15 protein-coding genes are annotated in these 19,492 nt (G+C 44.9%); 5 read left to right on the top strand and 10 right to left on the bottom strand.

The genetic code is table 11. From position 1 onward, the window contains the following. Positions 1 to 53: 53 nt before the first annotated feature. The 9 genes from bamA to rpsB all read right to left on the bottom strand — a co-directional run bounded on the left by bamA (position 54) and on the right by rpsB (position 10,253). Entirely contained in the window at positions 54 to 2,489 is a 2,436-nt protein-coding gene (bamA, locus tag MD535_RS08960) for an outer membrane protein assembly factor BamA (protein WP_265674524.1), read from the bottom strand. Between the two features lie 48 nt (positions 2,490 to 2,537). Beyond that, positions 2,538 to 3,896: a sigma E protease regulator RseP gene (gene rseP, locus MD535_RS08955; protein ID WP_265674523.1), complete on the bottom strand. Its 1,359-nt coding sequence runs from the start codon at positions 3,894 to 3,896 to the stop codon at positions 2,538 to 2,540. Positions 3,897 to 4,005: 109 nt separating this feature from the next. Then, a complete protein-coding gene (gene ispC, locus MD535_RS08950) occupies positions 4,006 to 5,205 on the bottom strand; it encodes a 1-deoxy-D-xylulose-5-phosphate reductoisomerase (RefSeq protein ID WP_265674522.1) in 1,200 nt (399 codons plus the stop codon). Between the two features lie 56 nt (positions 5,206 to 5,261). Beyond that, positions 5,262 to 6,104 (bottom strand): phosphatidate cytidylyltransferase, encoded by an 843-nt coding sequence (locus MD535_RS08945; protein WP_265674521.1) that lies wholly within the window; start codon positions 6,102 to 6,104, stop codon positions 5,262 to 5,264. A gap of 12 nt (positions 6,105 to 6,116) precedes the next feature. Next, a complete protein-coding gene (locus tag MD535_RS08940) occupies positions 6,117 to 6,872 on the bottom strand; it encodes an isoprenyl transferase (RefSeq protein WP_265674520.1) in 756 nt (251 codons plus the stop codon). A gap of 95 nt (positions 6,873 to 6,967) precedes the next feature. Continuing rightward, complete coding sequence (gene frr, locus MD535_RS08935) at positions 6,968 to 7,525, bottom strand: ribosome recycling factor (protein WP_250618337.1); 558 nt, start codon at positions 7,523 to 7,525, stop codon at positions 6,968 to 6,970. An 84-nt stretch (positions 7,526 to 7,609) separates the two neighbouring features. Beyond that, positions 7,610 to 8,341 (bottom strand): UMP kinase, encoded by a 732-nt coding sequence (gene pyrH / locus MD535_RS08930; RefSeq protein ID WP_250618336.1) that lies wholly within the window; start codon positions 8,339 to 8,341, stop codon positions 7,610 to 7,612. A 201-nt stretch (positions 8,342 to 8,542) separates the two neighbouring features. Next, positions 8,543 to 9,388 (bottom strand): translation elongation factor Ts, encoded by an 846-nt coding sequence (gene tsf, locus MD535_RS08925; protein ID WP_265674519.1) that lies wholly within the window; start codon positions 9,386 to 9,388, stop codon positions 8,543 to 8,545. 130 nt (positions 9,389 to 9,518) lie between these two features. Then, positions 9,519 to 10,253, bottom strand: a complete 735-nt coding sequence (gene rpsB / locus MD535_RS08920) for a 30S ribosomal protein S2 (protein ID WP_250618334.1) — start codon at positions 10,251 to 10,253, stop codon at positions 9,519 to 9,521. Between the two features lie 372 nt (positions 10,254 to 10,625). Here rpsB and map point away from each other — a divergent pair, with 372 nt between their 5' ends. From map to MD535_RS08905, 3 genes are all read left to right on the top strand, one after another. Further along, on the top strand, positions 10,626 to 11,504 hold the full coding sequence (map, locus tag MD535_RS08915) for a type I methionyl aminopeptidase (protein WP_265674518.1): 879 nt from the start codon (positions 10,626 to 10,628) through the stop codon (positions 11,502 to 11,504). Between the two features lie 119 nt (positions 11,505 to 11,623). After that, on the top strand, positions 11,624 to 14,248 hold the full coding sequence (gene glnD / locus MD535_RS08910; RefSeq protein ID WP_265674517.1) for a bifunctional uridylyltransferase/uridylyl-removing protein GlnD: 2,625 nt from the start codon (positions 11,624 to 11,626) through the stop codon (positions 14,246 to 14,248). 181 nt (positions 14,249 to 14,429) lie between these two features. Next, positions 14,430 to 14,813, top strand: coding sequence for a DUF3461 family protein (locus MD535_RS08905; protein WP_265674516.1), 384 nt, complete (start codon positions 14,430 to 14,432; stop codon positions 14,811 to 14,813). 72 nt (positions 14,814 to 14,885) lie between these two features. On the opposite strand, the gene MD535_RS08900 is transcribed toward MD535_RS08905, so the two are convergent. Further along, positions 14,886 to 16,472, bottom strand: a complete 1,587-nt coding sequence (locus tag MD535_RS08900) for an AbgT family transporter (protein WP_265674515.1) — start codon at positions 16,470 to 16,472, stop codon at positions 14,886 to 14,888. A gap of 347 nt (positions 16,473 to 16,819) precedes the next feature. Here MD535_RS08900 and tsaA point away from each other — a divergent pair, with 347 nt between their 5' ends. Both tsaA and MD535_RS08890 read left to right on the top strand, forming a co-directional pair. After that, the gene (tsaA, locus tag MD535_RS08895; RefSeq protein WP_265674514.1) at positions 16,820 to 17,518 is read left to right on the top strand and encodes a tRNA (N6-threonylcarbamoyladenosine(37)-N6)-methyltransferase TrmO; all 699 of its coding nucleotides are present in this window, start codon (positions 16,820 to 16,822) and stop codon (positions 17,516 to 17,518) included. Positions 17,519 to 17,608: 90 nt separating this feature from the next. Next, the gene (locus tag MD535_RS08890) at positions 17,609 to 19,324 is read left to right on the top strand and encodes a proline--tRNA ligase (protein ID WP_265674513.1); all 1,716 of its coding nucleotides are present in this window, start codon (positions 17,609 to 17,611) and stop codon (positions 19,322 to 19,324) included. Positions 19,325 to 19,492 lie beyond the last annotated feature (168 nt).

The following is a 19,492-nucleotide window of genomic DNA, read 5'->3' as shown; positions in this document are numbered from 1 at the left end:
ATATTCTATCGCCTATCAACTAGGCTCTAAAGTGTAAATTCTGCGCTCTAATACTAGAACGTATTACCAATCGTAAATGTGAAGGCTTCTGTTTTATCACCTTCAAACTTCTTAACTGGTGTTGCTAGTGAAAATACCAATGGTCCCATTGGAGACATCCATTGAACTGCTACGCCGACGGATGCTCGATAATTCGATGGATCCGAGTAATCGTAATAGTATTTCTGCCCTGACATGTTAGGGTCCGGTGACAAATACGTAAACTCTGTATCCCATAAGCTCGCGGCATCAAAGAACACACTGGTACGAATTTGGTTGCGGAACTCGTCAGACGCAAATGGTGTCGGTACGATAAGTTCAACACTCGCTAATGCAACCGCGTTACCACCCACCGACTGCTCAGTTGCGGAATAACATGGGTTATTGCCACCAACATTACTTGAACAGCCGTTAGGATCATCATAAACGGCTTTCGGGCCTACCGAGTTTTGTCTAAAGCCACGTAACGTAGAGAAACCACCGACATAGAAGTTCTCGTAGAATGGCAATAGGTTGTCATTACCATTGGTTTGTCCGTAACCGTTACCGTAACCCAATCGACCTTTTAACAATAACGTAAAATTGTGACTTTGTGTTATCGGAAAATACTGCCTAACGTCATATTGTGTCTTGAAGTATTGAACATCCGAGCCAGGAACCGTTACCTTACCATAGAGTTTTTGATGGTTACCCGCTGTCGGGAAGCGACCACGGTTCAAGTTGTTTCGAGTCCATGCCGCTGTCATGTGGAAATCATCGGTAATTAGGTTACCTTCCGCATCACGGTTCTTCTCTTGCGCTTGTAAGAATTTTTCAATCTGTACGTATTCTTTGATGTTGCCAAGGCGACTGTGGGTATAACCACCACCAAATTCAACGTAGTTTAGTTCGTCAACCGGGAAACCCCAAGTCAGCGTTCCGCCGTAGCTTTGGTCGGTATAGTCAATAATACCCGCTTTAGAGGCTTCAAATTCGTTGTAGAAAATCTGCCCACCTAAGCTGACACCATCCAAGTTCCAGTATGGGTCTCGGTAGTCTAAGGTAATGTTCTTTTGATACTTGTTGGTCATTGCGCTGATACCAACACGGTCACCGCTACCAGCAAAGTTATCTTGCTGTAGACCAACCTGGAAACTGATCCCTGATTCCGTACCATAGCCGACACCAAAGTTGACACTGCCAGAGTTGGCCTCTTTGACGTCATAAACTAAATCGACTTGATCTTCAGAGCCTGGCACTCGAACCGTTTGTACATCTACGGTTTCAAAGAAGCCCAGACGGTTTAATCGGTCTTTACCTACGTCAATAGAGCGAGAGTTCAGCCAGCTGGCTTCCATTTGACGCATTTCACGGCGTAACACTTCATCTTTCGTTGAGTTGTTACCTGTGAAACGAATGTCACGCACGTAGATACGATTACCGGACTCGACATTAATGACCAAGGAAACTTGGTTATTCTCATCGTCAAACTCCGGAATAGTCCGTACTTGTGGGTAAGCATAACCTGATTCACCCAGTACTCGCTTAATGCTTTCTTCTAGCGCTGTGACACTTGAGCCGTTGTAGGTATCGCCGTCTTTAAACGGAACCATGCCTTGAAACTCGGCTTCTTTACCAATGAGTTGTCCGCGGAATTTCACCCCTTCGACTTGGTAAGGTGCGCCTTCATCAATGCCTAACGTAATGTAGACACCTTTTTTATCCGGAGAGATAGAAACTTGTGTGGTATCGACTTTAAACTTCAAGTAACCACGATCAAGGTAATAGGATTTCAATGCTTCAATATCACCAGCCAATACTTGCTTCTGGTATTTATCGTCGGCAAGGAAATTCCACCATGCAACGTCTACATTCAAATTAAAGCGAGAGCGTAACTCATCATCAGTAAAGACTTGGTTGCCGATAAAGTTTATCTGCTTAATTTTCGCAGATACGCCCTCAGTAAAGACAAATTTCAAATCCGAACGATTACGTGGTAGCGGCGTCACAACCGCCTGTACTTTAGCGTTGTATTTACCCACGCTGTAGTAAAAGTCTTCTAACCCTTTTTCTATGTTGCTCAGCGTCGTACGATCGAGCGCTTCACCAACAATAACACCAGACGCGTCCAAGTTTTGCTGTAGCTGCTCTTCCTTAATCGCGTCATTTCCTGAGAACGAAATGCTGGCAATTGTCGGACGCTCTGTCACCTGAACAACAAGCGCATCTTGATCTCGCAAAACCTTGATGTCTTCAAAGTTACCAGACTTGTAGAGCGCGTTAATAATTTCTGAGATATCCTTCCCATCAACCGTGTCACCAATTCGTACCGGCATTTTCAATAGCGCAGCACCCAGTGCTACCCTTTGCAAGCCTTCAATACGAATGTCCTGTACAACAAAATCCTCAGCTCCATTCGCCGACACACTGGTCGCTAGTAGAGACGCGAATAGAATATGCTTAATCGCCATACCTGCTCTAATTAATCCTTTGCTAATACTGCTGCCTAAATTCTGATATCAGAGGCGTGTAAAATCGTTAAAAATTGCGATCAACATGAGTGAAAAAATAATCGCCCCACCCACTCGATAACCCATTTCTTGTATTTTTTCTGGCACCGGTCTACGAATGACCGCTTCGATTGCAAAAAACAGCAAATGACCACCGTCTAGCATCGGTAATGGCACCAAATTTATTATTCCAAGGTTGACACTAATCAGCGCTAAAAAGCCTAAAAAGTACACCAAACCATAATCGGCCGTCGCCCCTGCTCCCTTTGCAATGGAAATAGGGCCACTTAAATTGTTAAGACCCACATCACCCGTAATCAGCTTTTTCAGCATGGAAACGGTGAGTTCTATAATCTGGCCAGTTTTAACAAATGCTCGCCCAACAGATTCAACCGGACCATACTGGAGATCAAAACGATAATCTTCGGGCCACGCTTCCATTTCTGGTGCGATACCAGCGAAACCAATTGTAGTCCCATCCTTCAATGTTCTTGAATTTGGCATCAGCGATAGTGTCATGTCGTCGCCGTTTCTATCAACCGTGACATCAACTGGTGTATTAGGGTTCGCTTGAATCGCATTGACGACTTGTTGCCATTGCTGGATAGCTTGCCCGTCAATCGCAATAATCTTGTCGCCAGCTAAAATGCCTGCTGCCGCACCAGCGCCATCACTACTCACATTTGCTAATGTCGTTCTGATGGACGGCGAGTACGGTCTAAAACCAAGCGTCCCCATAGCAGACTCTGTTTCTGGGTTAAAGTTCCAACCAGACAGGTCAAATGTTAATTTTTTATCCGTTCCTATTTGGTCACTGGATGAAACTGTGACCGTCATTTGATTATCTCCAATATGAGATACCAAACCCAAATTCACCGACTCCCAATCTAGCGTTTGCTTACCATCAACAGATTTAATCTGCATTCCGGGTTCGAAACCAGCTTGGGCAGCAATAGAATGCGGCGTCACTTCACCGATCACAGGCTTTACAGCAGGAACACCAATCAGAAACACTAACCAATAGGCAAACACGGCAAAAATAAAGTTAAATGCCGGTCCAGCCCCCACAATAGCGGTTCTTTTCCAAAGAGGCTTTTTGTCAAAAGCATACTTGTGATCCGCCTCAGAGACTTCGTCAACACGGCTATCTAGCATCTTGACATAGCCACCAAGAGGAATCATCGCAACACTGTATTCAGTGCCATCGCTGCCCGTCTTTGACCAGATAGATTTACCGAACCCAATCGAAAACTTTTCGACGTAAACGCCACACTTCCTTGCCACCCAAAAATGGCCGAACTCGTGCACAGCGACGAGCACTCCTAGGGCAATCACAAAGGAGGCAAAGTTCCACAGTATGTCTGTCATAGTCAATTATCTCTCATGGCTCATACGCCTTGTGATGATGGTTACTAGTGATGATGGTTACTAGTGATAGTTATTAGTACGCGCTGAGCTCAGCTCACTGCCAGCGTTGTTACTTACTGTGTACAATCTCGCCCGCATAGATTCGAGCCATTCTATCTAGCTCAAGAATGCTTTCCAAGTCACTTAACACGTTATATTGGTTTGATGCACAAACCTTCGACATAACACGCTCATTTATCATGCTAATATCGGTGAAGCTTATCCCACCCGATAAAAAGGCTTCAACCGCGACCTCATTAGCAGCGTTAATAGCGGTTGTCGCATGCTGACCTTCATAACAAGCTTCAATCGCTAGAGCAAGACATGGGTAACGTTCAAAATCAACCTCTAAGAAGGTCAGCTCATTCATCTTAGTAAAGTCTAGAGATGGAACGCCCGCCGGGATTCGCTCTGGGTACGACATCGAGTAAGCGATCGGTGTTGCCATATCAGGCTGCCCCATTTGCGCGAGTACAGAGCCATCTTGATATTGAACCATAGAATGGATCACAGATTGAGGATGAATAATAACCTTCAGCTGATCTTTATTAGTGTTAAACAGCCATTTAGCTTCAATAAACTCCAGCCCTTTATTCATCATTGTCGCGGAGTCCACCGAAATTTTAGGTCCCATAGACCAATTAGGGTGAGCAATCGCTTGTGCTGGTGTCACTGACGACAGGCTAGATACATCACTATAACGGAATGGACCACCGGAGCCGGTTAATAATATATGCTCAATCCCAGCTTGCGCTAAATCACAATAGCCAAGATCGGTTTGAATTGAAGTCGGCAAGCATTGGAAGATAGCATTATGCTCACTATCGACGGGAAGAAGCTGAGCTCCAGAAGTACGAACCGCATCAATAAACAGTTGCCCAGACATGACCAAGGCTTCTTTATTGGCAAGGAGTATACGCTTACCGGCCTTCACCGCGGCTAGAGTCGGTAATAAGCCTGCGGCACCCACGATGGCAGCCATAACCATATCAACGTCATCATCAGCTGAAACCTGGCACATTGCATCCTGTCCGAACAGGATCTGAGTATCGACCAAACCGTTTAGCTCTGTTCGCAGACGTTTCGCATCACTCTCTTCTGCCACTACAGCAAATTTGGGCTGCCATTGCAGGCACAGTGCGGCCATTTTGGTCACATTTTTGCCGCCCACTAGAGCATAGATTGAGTAAAGCGAAGGGTTTTGAGCGACCACTTTAAGGGTGCTTGCGCCAATAGAGCCTGTAGCACCAAGGATGGTTAAATTTTGCATGCTAGTACAACCGCTTATCGAACATAAAGAGGGTGATGAACACCCTCTTTATGAGATTAGAAAATGAGATAAAGAAGAGCAAAAATTGGGAATGCGGCCGTTAAACTGTCAACGCGATCCAATACGCCTCCATGACCTGGAATAATGTTGCTGCTGTCCTTTATTTTAGACACACGCTTGAACATACTCTCAACAAGATCGCCCAACACTGAGATGACAACCGTAGCTAATGTAATGAAAACCATGCTAGTTGCGCTGGTAAACTCAATATCAAACATAATCGAGCTTCCCCATGCCACACCTAGCGCTGTAACAATTCCCCCTAACAAACCTTCAATCGTTTTATTAGGACTGACATGAGGGGCCATTTTTCGTTTACCCAAGCTTTTACCCGCAAAATAGGCACCACTATCTGCTGCCCAAACGATAAGGCAAACAAACAACACGAGTTTAGCACCGTGGTAAGGGTCTTGATGATACGCTTGAGCACGAAGTATGAGTATACTCCATAAAAACGGCAGCAGAGTTAATAAGCCAAATAGGTGTCGTAGCAGATTAGAATGCTGCCAATAGTTAGCCGATTTAGGGTATGTCATAGCGAGACCACTGGCGATCAACCACCAACTACATCCCACACCCAATATAGTAATATGAGCTAACCCGACTTGATTAAATGCTATGACGTCAACTGGAATAAGCAATACCGATAACGCGATAGCAATCACAGGTGGCAGCATGGCGACAAGACGCGATGGCGTTAACGTAAATTGTGTCCATTCCCACGCGCCAATAAGGGTAATGGCAGCAACCGCTATCATAAACCACAAAAATGGCAGAGAAAAAATACCCCAAACCACCAGCGGAGCGAGGATTAGAGCTGTTATAATTCGTTGTTTCAAACTAAATCGTCCTTAATTGGCTTCCATTAACGCTTTGACTTGCTCTCCGGTACAACCAAAACGCCGTTCGCGATTCACAAACCAAGTGATAGCTTCCACTAAGCTGTCTTCATTGAACTCAGGCCAAAATTGTTCAGTAAAATACATTTCTGCATACGCCATTTGCCAAAGCATGAAGTTACTAATACGGCATTCACCACTGGTGCGGATAAGTAAATCAACATCCGGTAAATCCGACATTGTGACATGTTCGGATATCATATCTTCCGTGATATCGGCTGCTTTTAGCTCACCACGCTCTACTCGAGCAGCAACGTTTTTCAACGCCTCAGTGATATCCCATTTACCGCCATAATTTGCAGCAATATTAATGACCATACCGGTATTGTTTTCAGTCAACGCTTCCGCATCTGCAATTTTACGCTGTAGTCGGTCATTGAAACGGGTGATATCACCAATAATACGAAGTCGTAGATTATTCTTATGCAGTTTTTTGATTTCACTAGATAAAACTGTAATAAACAGTTCCATTAGTAGCCCCACCTCTTCTTCAGGTCGTCGCCAGTTTTCGCTACTGAACGCAAAAAGAGTGATCGCTTTAATCTCTAGCTTAGCGGCTGCCGAAATGGTTTTTCTAACCGCAGAAACACCTTTCTTATGTCCAAATACACGAGGTTTTCCCTTAGATTTAGCCCAACGTCCATTTCCATCCATGATGATAGCAATGTGTTGAGGAAGGGAATCATTGAAGACTTCTGAGTTCTGCATAAAAGAGTTTAGTAATAATTTGGGACAAACAGAGTAGCATAAAAAAACGCTGGGCTGTCAGCACAGCGTTTTTCACAGGTGCAAGTGGTTAAGAATTAAACTTCCATTAACTCTTTTTCTTTTGCTGCTAATGTATCATCTACATTTTTTACAGCAATGTCAGTCAGCTTTTGAATCTCATCTTGCGCTTTACGATCTTCGTCTTCAGAGATTTCTTTGTCTTTTAATAGTGCTTTAAGATCACCATTTGCATCACGACGGATATTACGGATCGCCACTCGACCACCCTCAGCTTCGCCACGAACAATCTTAACAAGGTCCTTACGACGCTCTTCTGTCAACGGTGGTAGTGGTACACGAATAACCGTACCTGCTGACATAGGGTTCAAGCCTAAATCGGACATTAGGATTGCTTTTTCAACTTTTTGCGTCAGCTCTTTATCAAATACTGTAATAGCAAGAGTGCGTGCATCTTCAGCGATAACGTTAGCAACCTGATTCAACGGAGTCGGCGCGCCATAGTATTCAACAGAAAGACCCTGAAGTAGACTTGGATGTGCACGACCTGTGCGAATTTTTGATAGATTGTTTTTTAGTGCTTCAACACTTTTTTCCATACGCTCTTGAGCGTCTTGCTTAATTTCGTTAATCACAATATCACCTTAATAATGTGCACCTAAATGCGTGTACGCATTTAGGTTGTTTCTTTCGATAAATCCTAGTGACAGAGTTTACTCTTATTCTTCGTCACTGATAAGTGTGCCTTCCGTTTCACCCATCACAACTCGACGAAGTGCACCTGGCTTATTCATGTTGAAAACACGAATTGGCATTTTATGATCACGAGCCAGAGTAAACGCGGCTAAGTCCATAACCTTAAGTTCTTTATCTAGAACAGTATTGTAGGCAAGCTTATCATATAATTCAGCGTCTGGGTTAGAGACAGGGTCAGCACTGAATACGCCATCTACTTTTGTTGCTTTAAGCACAACGTCCGCTTCAATTTCAATACCACGTAAACAGGCAGCTGAATCAGTAGTAAAGAACGGGTTACCCGTACCTGCTGAGAAAATAACAACACGGCCCTGTCTTAATTCACGGATAGCGTCCGCCCAGTTGTAATCATCACACACACCCTTAAGAGGGATTGCAGACATCACACGCGCATTCACGTAAGCACGGTGCAACGCATCACGCATTGCTAAACCGTTCATTACCGTCGCCAACATTCCCATATGGTCGCCCACTACACGGTTCATACCCGCTTCAGCAAGACCAGCACCACGGAAAAGGTTGCCACCACCGATGACAACACCAACTTGAACGCCCAGTTCCACCAGTTCTTTCACTTCTTGAGCCATACGCTCTAAGATTGATGGGTCAATACCAAAGCCTTCTTCGCCTTGCAGCGCTTCACCACTAAGTTTTAACAGAATGCGCTGATACGCTGGTTTTGGGTTCGTTGTCATGGAGTTCACCTTCCAAAGAGAGTTGTCGATTAACGGTCATGGATTAAGATTCATAAATAATATAGCACTCAAGGCAGGTAACAATGCCGATGCTCGCTAAGCAAATCTCAATTCATGACGGTTAAAAAATTACCACCTAGTCTACTCGCAAAAAGACCGTAGCCTTGGCTACGGTCTTTAATTCAACGAGACAAAAAAGGATTAACCTTTCTGTACCGCAGCTACTTCGTCAGCGAAGCTCATTTCAGCTGCTTTCTCGATACCTTCACCAACTTCTAGACGTACGAAGTTAGTTACTGTAGCGCCTTTCTCTTTCAAGATTTCGCCAACAGTTTTCTTAGGTTCCATGATGAAAGCTTGACCTGTTAGAGAGATTTCGCCCGTGAATTTCTTCATACGGCCGATAACCATTTTCTCAGCGATCTCTTGTGGTTTGCCTTCGTTCATTGCGATTTCAACTTGAACCGCTTGCTCTTTAGCAACTACATCTGCAGGTACGTCAGAAGGGTTTACGAACTCAGGCTTAGATGCTGCAACGTGCATAGCAACGTGCTTGATCGTTTCTGCGTCAGCTTCACCAGCTACAACAACACCGATACGGTCGCCGTGGCGGTAAGAACCAACGTTTGTGCCTTCGATGAATGCAACGCGACGGATGCTGATGTTCTCACCGATTTTAGTTACTAGAGCAATACGTGCATCTTCAAATTTAGCTTGAAGAGCAGCAGCGTCTAGTTTCTCAGCTAGAGCAGCGTCAGCTACTTCGTTAGCGAATGCAAGGAAGCTTGCATCTTTTGCTACGAAGTCAGTTTGGCAGTTCACTTCAACAAGAGCAGCAACGCCAGCATCTTCTTTAATGATAATTGTGCCTTCAGCAGCTACGTTGCCTGCTTTTTTAGCCGCTTTAGCCGCACCACTTTTACGCATGTTTTCAATTGCTAATTCGATATCAGCATTTGCTTCAACAAGCGCTTTTTTACATTCCATCATGCCAGCGGCTGTGCGCTCGCGAAGTTCTTTTACAAGAGCAGCAGTAACAGTTGCCATTCTTAAATCCTCAGTTGATTCTACACAAGGTAAAAATCAGGGGCTCTCATTGGGCCCCTGATGCTAACTATAACTTAGTTTATATGAAAACTAGACGTTGCCCAAAACTAAGTGTGACTTATAGTCGCTATTATTCAGCTTCTTCTACGAAACCGTCTTTCTCAGCAGCTACAGCAGCAACATCTTTGTTACGACCTTCTTTAACCGAGTCTGCAGCAGCGTTTAGGTAAAGCTGTACTGCACGGATTGCATCGTCATTACCAGGAATGATGAAGTCAACGCCGTCTGGGTTAGAGTTAGTATCAACTACAGCGTAAACTGGGATACCTAGGTTGTTTGCTTCTTTAACAGCGATGTGCTCGTGATCAGCGTCGATTACGAATAGTGCGTCAGGAAGACCGCCCATGTTCTTGATACCACCAAGAGACTTCTCTAGCTTCTCCATTTCGCGAGTACGCATTAGAGCTTCTTTCTTAGTGATTTTCTCGAAAGTACCGTCTTGAGCTTGCGCTTCGTATTCTTTTAGACGCTTGATAGACTGACGAACTGTTTTGTAGTTCGTTAGCATGCCGCCCAACCAACGGTTGTTCACGTAGTACTGGTTGCTGTTGATTGCAGCTTCTTTAACAGCTTCAGACGCAGCGCGCTTAGTACCAACAAAAAGAACTTTACCTTTTTTCTCGCCGATTTTAGCTAGCTCAGCTAGTGCATCGTTGAACATAGGTACAGTTTTTTCTAGGTTGATGATATGAACTTTGTTACGAGCACCAAAGATGAATGGCTTCATTTTTGGGTTCCAGTAACGAGTTTGGTGACCGAAGTGAACACCAGCTTTAAGCATATCGCGCATTGATACAGTTGCCATTTTAAAATCCTCTATGGGGTTAGGCCTCCACATTTCCCATGAATCCGACTTGGTATGAATGATTACTCAAGCACCCCGGAACATGTGACGAAATGTGTGTGATTTAAATTAAAGTTAATGAGAAAACAAAGGCAGTTCGCCGCAAGGGAGAAACTGACTCTATATTCTGGCGCGCTTTATACCATATTTTGCCACCTCAATACCAGAAAAATCACAATAATTGAGCAAATTCAAACCACGCTCTAACGACATAAATGACCAAACCGAACTACCATTATCACAGCAACAATCTTAGAAACGAGTTTTATTCTTGTTGCGCTTAATCTCGTCGTTGTTAGAATAACGCGTCAAATTAGAGAGTAGAGAACACAAATGTCTATCAAAATCAAAACTGAAGCTGAAATCGAAAGAATGCGTATCGCAGGTAAACTTGCGGCCGAGCTTTTGGAAATGATCGAGCCCCACGTCAAAGAGGGCGCGACTACCGAGGAACTTGATAGAATTTGTGCTGACTACACGCGCAAAAACGGCGCATACTCAGCGCCTCTCGATTATCATGGTTATCCAAAGTCTATCTGTACTTCCATCAACCATATTGTTTGCCATGGCATCCCTGCTGAAAACGATGAAATGGGGACCACTGGCAAGACAAAACCAGCGGTACTCAAGAGCGGCGATATCGTCAACGTTGATGTCACCGTCATCATCCCAAATGATGATAATGCCTCGCTCGATACTCGACCTGAAGGCTATCACGGCGACACATCAAAAATGTTCTTAATTGGGGATGTTTCTCCAGCAGATAAACGCCTATGCATGGTGGCTCAAGAAGCACTGTATTTAGGCATGAAAACCGTCAAGCCTGGCTCAACCGTTGGCGCTATCGGTACAGAGATCGAGAAGTACATTAAGACCAATAATAAAAACAACCCTCGCGCAAAATTCTCAATCGTAAAAGATTTTTGTGGCCACGGTATTGGTTCTGAGTTTCATGAAGAACCTCAAGTTGTTCACTATAAAAATGCCGACCGCCGCGTGCTAAAAGAAGGCATGGTGTTTACCATCGAGCCAATGATTAATGCAGGTAAATTTGGTTGTAGCATCGACGCCGATGATGACTGGACTGTTTATACCGGTGATGGTAAAAACTCAGCGCAATGGGAACATACTATTGTTGTGACTAAAACAGGCTGTGAAGTCCTCACATTACGAGCTGAGGAAACCATTCCTCGCCATATGAACAACGCTTAATTGCTCCGTTATTTCGTCTTTTAAAAATATCCTCACAATGTGAGGATATTTTTTTATCTTCACCATTTTGGTATAACCGTAGTTAGATTTTCTTTTTGCTTGCACGGATTGCGCCTTTTATGACTTTTCAGACCCCCACAACGCTCAGTGATGAACAACTGACCGTGGAAGAACTCAAAGCCCAGCTGGATACCTTTTCCGACCATCAAAAGCACGAGTTCTTAAATCACCACCCTATTGCCGATTTGATTCTTGGTCGTTCAGACTATATCGACTTGCTGCTCAACCGACTTTGGCAGCATAGTGGTCTTAATAATCAGACCAACCTCGCATTGGTCGCTGTTGGCGGTTATGGTAGAGGTGAACTTCATCCACTTTCCGACATCGATATTCTATTTGTCTCGCGTAATAAGCTCACACCCGCGCTAGAAACAACCGTCAGTGAATTCATCACCTTGTTATGGGATCTTCGCTTAGAAGTGGGTCATGCCGTTCGAACAGTCGCAGAATGCGTTGAAATAGGACAATCTGACCTTACGGTCGCCACTAACCTGCAAGAAGCACGATTGCTATGCGGCAGTGAGGACACGTTTTCACAACTGAAAAACGTCGTGGATTCCGACACTTTTTGGACATCAGAAGACTTCTATCGAGCAAAAATAAACGAACAAAAAACCCGTCACTCTAAGTATCACGATACCACTTACAATTTAGAACCCGATATCAAATCTACACCAGGCGGTCTGAGGGACATCCATACTCTAAGTTGGGTAGCTCGTCGCCACTTTGGTGCCACGTCTTTATTTGAAATGAGCCGTTTTGGCTTTCTCACTGATGCGGAATATCGCGAGTTGGTCGAATGTCAAAATTTCTTATGGCGCGTGCGCTTTGCCCTACATATCGAACTCAGACGCTATGACAATCGACTCACCTTTGGTCATCAGGCCCAAGTTGCAGAAAGCCTTGGCTTTGTCGGTGAAGGCAACATTGCCGTAGAAATGATGATGAAGGAGTTCTATCGCACGCTAAGACGTGTCGCTGAACTCAATAAAATGCTACTAAAACTATTCGACCAAGCCATCATCAACAAAGGACAAATTGTTGCCGCTGAAGTCCTCGATAGTGACTTTCAGCGTCGGGGACACCTTATTGAAGCGAGGAAACCCGCTCTGTTCCAAGCGCGTCCAGAAACCATCTTGGATATGTTTATCCACATTGCCAACGATTCAAGCATCGAAGGCGTTAGCCCAGCTACGCTGCGACAGCTGCGTACTGCTCGTCGTCGGTTAAATAAGTTTCTACATGAAATTCCCGCGGCGCGAGACAAGTTTATGGATCTTGTCCGTCACCCCAACGCCCTCCACCGAGCTTTCCGGTTGATGCATAAGTTAGGGGTGTTAGCGGCCTATCTGCCACAGTGGAGCCAAATTGTTGGCCAGATGCAATTCGACCTGTTCCATGTTTATACTGTCGATGAGCACAGTATCCGATTGCTCAACCACATTCACACCTTTAGTTTGGAAGAAAATTATTCTAAGCACCCTATCTGCTGCGAAGTCTATCCAAGAATGCAAAAGAAAGAACTGCTGATCCTCGCGGCTATTTTTCATGATATCGGTAAGGGTCGCGGTGGGGATCACTCTGAAATTGGCGCGGTTGAAGCATTCGAGTTTTGCATTGAACATGGGCTGTCAAAACCTGAAGCCAAGTTAGTCTCATGGCTGGTGCAAAGTCACCTATTAATGTCAGTCACCGCGCAAAGACGCGATATTTACGATCCAGACGTGATCATTGAATTTGCTAAAAAAGTACGTGATGAAGAATATTTGGAATACTTGGTCTGCCTCACCGTGGCCGACATTTGCGCCACTAACCCTGAACTCTGGAACAGTTGGAAACGAACGCTCCTCGCTGAGTTATTTCACTCCACCCAACGCGTATTAAGACGAGGGCTTGAAAACCCCGTTGATGTTCGAGACCGTATTCGCCACAACCAACAACTCGCCTCTGCATTACTAAGAAAGCAAGGCTTTGCTGCCCGTGAGATTGAAGTCTTGTGGCAACGATTTAAAGCGGATTACTTCCTACGCCATACTCACAAACAAATCGCCTGGCATTGTGAGCATATTTTAAACTCCGAAGACCAATCTAAACCGCTGGTGTTGATGAGTAAAAAGGCCACACGGGGCGGCACTGAAGTTTTTGTTTACAGCAAAGACCAACCCGCTCTATTTGCGACAGTGGTCGCTGAGCTCGATCGACGTAATTTTAATGTCCACGACGCACAAATCATGACCAGTAAAGACGGTTATGTTCTCGATACGTTTATGGTACTCGATCATCACAGTAAAAAAATCGATACCACTCGTCACTCTGCTGTCATTAAGCATTTAATACGAGTACTTGAAAGTGGCAAGCCAACCAAAATAAAAGCGCGCCGTGCACCGCGAAACTTAAAACATTTCAACGTAAAAACCAAAGTGGACTTTCTACCAACGAAAAGTAAGAAGCGCACATTGATGGAACTCGTCGCACTCGATGCACCTGGCTTACTTGCTAAGGTTGGTGCTACGTTCGCGCAGTGTGATGTAAGCCTCCATGCCGCCAAAATCACGACCATTGGTGAGCGGGCGGAAGATCTATTCATTTTAACCAGCGCCAGTGGAGGACGCCTTTCTGAAGAGGAAGAAGAAGCATTGAAACAGAAACTGCACGACACCATTTCAGAACAAATATCGGCCTAATGGCAAAATTTCCAATCTAAAAAGCTAGGTTCTATTATGAACCTAGCTTTCCCTACTTATCCAGAATGAATATTAAGCGATCTCCCCCACATTTCTTCTTAATCGTTCAACTTATCAACTATCTACCACACCAATAGACTGCTACATTTGTACTTAGAACACACAATGAAAGAGGTAAACTATGTATCCAAACCTCACGAGTTTAGGCATTCATGAACCTAAACAGATTGAGCGTTACTCAATTCGACAAGAAGCGCACAAGGATGTGTTAAAAATATATTTTCGTAAACAGAAAGGCGAACTGTTTGCTAAGAGTGTTAAGTTCAAATACCCAAGGCAAGTTAAGAACGTCCGGGTAAATAGCAGCAGCCAAAGCTACAAAGAAGTCACAGAGATCAACCGAAACTTAACCTTAGTCATTGATGAGCTAAACAAAATCACTAAGCCCGTTGAGGTAGCAGAAGTCGATGTGAAACAAAAAATCCTATCTGATCTTCGTCACTTAGAAAAAGTCGTCTCTGGTAAAATTGCAGAGATTGAAGCCGATTTAGAAAAACTAAAATAACACCCTTCAACAAAAAAATGCTCCCAATTGGGAGCATTTTTATTTTGATAACGCTGTACCACCTACCATTAACTAAGGCGTGTAGTACGTCGCGGCACCAGGACCAACAGGCAAGCCAAATACGAATACCCAAATATAGAACAATACACTCCAGCCCACTAAGAAGCAGATAGAGTACGGCAGCATCGTGGCGATCAAAGTACCAATACCAAGGTTCTTCATGTAGCGTGTCGCTACCGCTAAGATAAGGCCGAAGTAGCTCATCATTGGTGTGATGATATTCGTCGTCGAATCACCAATACGATAGGCCGCTTGAATCGTCTCAGGCGCGTAGCCAACCAACATTAACATTGGAACGAAGATCGGTGCAGTTACCGCCCACTGAGCAGATGCCGAACCAATCATAAGGTTGATAAAGCCACACATCAGGATGAAGGCAAAGAACAACGCAGGACCCGTCAAACCAATGGTTTGTAAGAAATCAGCACCGCCTACCGCGAATACCTGACCAAAGTTCGTCCACTTAAAGAACGCGACAAACTGAGCTGCAAAGAACACCAATACAATGTACATGCCCATTGAAGACATCGATTTAGACATGGCATTGATAACGTCACGATCGTTATTCATGGTTCCCGTGACTTTGCCGTAGACAAATCCTGGAATCGCAAAGAAAACAAAGATAAACGCAACGATACTCTTCAAGAAAGGTGAACCAGCCACTTCTCCTGTTGCAGAACGAAGTACACCGTTAGCAGGAACAATCGTTGAAGCAATCACAGCACTCACAATCAGTACCGCAATACCGGCCATTTTTAGACCTTTCTTTTCAACGTCAGACAGTTTACCCATACGGTCATTAGATAAGTCTTCCGCCGCTTCTTCTTCATTGTATTTACCTAGCTTCGGCTCAACAATTTTCTCGGTAACAAAGGCACCGGTAATTGAGATAAAGAAGGTAGACACAAACATAAAGTACCAGTTTGACTCTGGGCCAACGGTGTAGGTTGGGTCAATCATTTGTGCTGCTGTCTCAGTAATGCCTGAAAGCAACGGATCCACCGTACCAATTAATAGGTTTGCAGAATAACCACCAGACACACCGGCAAATGCAGCAGCTAGACCGGCTAGAGGGTGACGCCCTAGAGAGTGGAATAACATCGCAGCCAGTGGAATTAGAACCACATAGCCAAGCTCTGAAGCGGTATTAGAGATAATGCCTGCAAACACTACCGTTACAGTCACCATGCGTTGAGACGCGCCCATAACTAGGCCACGCATTGCAGCAGATAACATGCCAGAGTGTTCAGCAATCGCAACACCAAGCATGGCAACCAACACGGTTCCTAAAGGAGCAAAGCCAGTAAAGTTCTTAACAAGGTTAGTAACGATAAGCTGTAAGCCCTCAGCATTGAATAAGCTGACAACTTTGATCATTCCATCAGCAGCACGACCAGGTGCGCCTTCTGGGCGAGGGTCGACAACCGCAACGTCAAAGTAACCGGCAATACCAGACATGACTAAAATGGCGACACAGAATATAGCGAAAAGTGTGATTGGGTGGGGTAATAAATTCCCCAAATATTCAACGCCGTCTAAAAAACGGGTAAATATCGGCTTTTTTGGTTTGTTGTGTTTCATTGCGGCAGATGAACTCATCTGTCCCCTCCTTTTATTATATTGTCCTGGCTTATTTGACAAAGCTATCGTCCTTTTCTGACAACTTTGTAAAAAGCAGGCGAAGGGTACGTGACCAAAAGCGCAATTAAAAGCCCAATATGTTGCCAAATGTAAAATTAGCGCAATATTCAACCAGTCGATTTAATATCAATCAACCACATATACTGATATCCATATCAATTAAGAAATAACATTCTCATGACAAATGCATTTTTTGATCAACACACCAATATGTTATAGGCCACACTTGCCTTTCGCCCCCTATTGAAAACCCCAGGCACATCTGAAATGATGAATCTTTAATTTTGTGACCTAAAGTGACGCCTTTGACCTACCACATTGAACCGATTGGCATTATCAGCTCGCCTTATAAAGAAAAATTTGCCGTGCCGAGACAACCGCGCCTTGTCTCTTCTGCGACAGCGACCGTAACACTGCAGGGGCAAGCAAACTGCCAAGAGGCCATTAAAGGCATCGAGCAATTCTCTCATCTGTGGTTGCTATTTTTATTCGATCAAAACATCGACGCGGGCTGGAAGCCAACGGTTCGCCCCCCTCGCCTTGGAGGCAATGAAAGAATGGGAGTGTTAGCGACTCGTTCTACTTTTAGACCCAATGGTATCGGCATGTCCGCGGTTGAACTAAAAGGCGTAGAACAGCAGGGGTCACAAACCTTAATACATATCGGCAGCGTTGATTTAGTTGATGGTACGCCCATCGTTGATATCAAACCCTACATCCCATACTCAGATGCCATTCCTCAAGCGCAAGGCGGCTATGCGTCCGATGAACCTGAACTCATTGATGTCCAGTTTTCGAGCAGTCTCGAATCTGTCTTTCATCAGCGACAAGATGGCGAGCACCGACGTCAGGTGATAGCACAGGTTCTCGCTCAAGATCCCAGGCCTGCATATAAAAAAGGCAAACCGGACAATAAAGAGTATGGAGTGAAACTGTACGACTGGAATATTAAATTCAAAATAATAGATGAATCGGCATTAGTTACCGCGATTGAACCTTTGTAGAACGACAATACGCTGATATCATAGTCGGCTTAACTCGATTTAAGCGATGGCTTGAATCTCTTACAATCATGATGAAACGGATACCATAGAATGCGTACCAGTAACTACCTTCTTTCCACTTTGAAAGAAACTCCAAACGACGCAGAAGTTATCAGCCACCAGCTGATGCTACGTGCAGGTATGATCCGTAAGCTAGCTTCAGGTTTATATACTTGGCTACCTACTGGTCTACGTGTACTGCGTAAAGTAGAAAATATCGTTCGCCAAGAGATCGATAATGCCGGTGCCGTTGAAATCTTGATGCCCGTCGTTCAACCGTTTGAGCTTTGGGAAGAGACTGGTCGCAGCGAGAAAATGGGTCCGGAACTGCTTCGTTTCACTGACCGCCACTCTCGTCCGTTTGTTCTTAGCCCTACAGCGGAAGAAGTCGTCACAAGCCTAGTTCGCAACGAGATTAGTTCTTACAAGCAGCTTCCTCTTAACCTGTACCAAATCCAGACTAAATTCCGCGATGAACGCCGTCCTCGTTTTGGCGTAATGCGTGCTCGTGAATTCTCTATGATGGATGCGTACAGCTTTGATATCGACAAAGACGGTCTAGAGCAATCTTACCAAGCCATGCACGATGCTTACTGTAAAGCCTTCGACCGCATGGGTCTTGAGTACCGTCCAGTATTGGCAGACTCTGGCGCAATCGGCGGCAGCGGCTCTCAAGAGTTCCACGTTCTTGCTGAAAGCGGCGAAGACCTCATCGCCTTCTCTTCTGAATCGGATTACGCAGCGAACATCGAAAAAGCCGAAGCACTCGCCCCTACAACTGAAGCGGCTGCGCCAACGCAAGAGATGGAACTGGTTGATACACCGAACGCAAAAACAATCGCGGAGCTAGTAGAACAACACGGTCTAGCCATCGAGAAGACAGTTAAGACTCTGTTCGTTAAAGCTTCTGATGAAGTAGATGCCGATATCATTGCTCTTATCATCCGTGGTGATCATGAACTTAACGAAGTGAAAGCAGAAAACCTCCCACAGGTTGCTTCTCCACTAGAAATGGCTGATGAAGCTGCAATTCGTGCACTGGTTGGTGCTGGTCCGGGTTCACTTGGCCCTGTTGGCTTAGAGCTACCATTCATCGTTGACCGCTCTGTTGCAGTAATGAGCGACTTCGGCGCTGGCGCAAACGTAGACGGTAAGCATTACTTCGGCATCAATTGGGGCCGTGACGTTGAGCTTGCTCAAGTTGAAGACCTACGTAACGTTGTTGAAGGCGACCTTAGCCCATGTGGTCAAGGCACTATCCAACTTAAGCGTGGTATCGAAGTGGGCCATATTTTCCAACTGGGCACTAACTACTCAGAGAAAATGAACTGTAACGTTCTTGGTCCTGACGGTAAGAGCGTAACACTAGAGATGGGTTGTTACGGCATTGGTGTATCACGTGTTGTTGCCTCCGCTATCGAGCAAAACCACGATAAATTCGGCATCGTTTGGCCAGACGCACTCGCCCCTTTCCAAGTGGCGATTGTGCCAATGAACATGCATAAATCAGAGCGCGTAAAGGAAGCGGCTGAGAAGCTATACGCTGAATTAACGGCTATGGGGATCGAAGTCCTGTTTGATGATCGTAAAGAGCGTCCTGGTGTGATGTTTAAAGATATCGAGCTTATCGGTATTCCACACACCATCGTTATTGGTGACCGCAGCATGGACGAAGGCAACTTCGAATATAAGAACCGTCGCAATGGCGAGAAAGCACCAATTGCTATCTCAGACATCGTTGAGCATGTTAAAGCGCAATTAGCGTAACGCTATACCGCAATTGATCAGCGCAACTGATCATCGTAAATGAAACGACCTCGGTCATAAAAGGCAGCCTATTGGCTGCCTTTTTAATGCCGATAAACAAACCAACTTCATCTTCAGTTCAGATTCACTCTATTACCATCATAGATATGACGTGCCAATCGCATTAGA

This window comes from Vibrio qingdaonensis (assembly GCF_026191675.1).
Taxonomy (GTDB): domain Bacteria; phylum Pseudomonadota; class Gammaproteobacteria; order Enterobacterales; family Vibrionaceae; genus Vibrio; species Vibrio qingdaonensis.
Note: the sequence above shows the minus strand (reverse complement) of the source record. Positions and strands in the feature narration are given on the sequence as shown.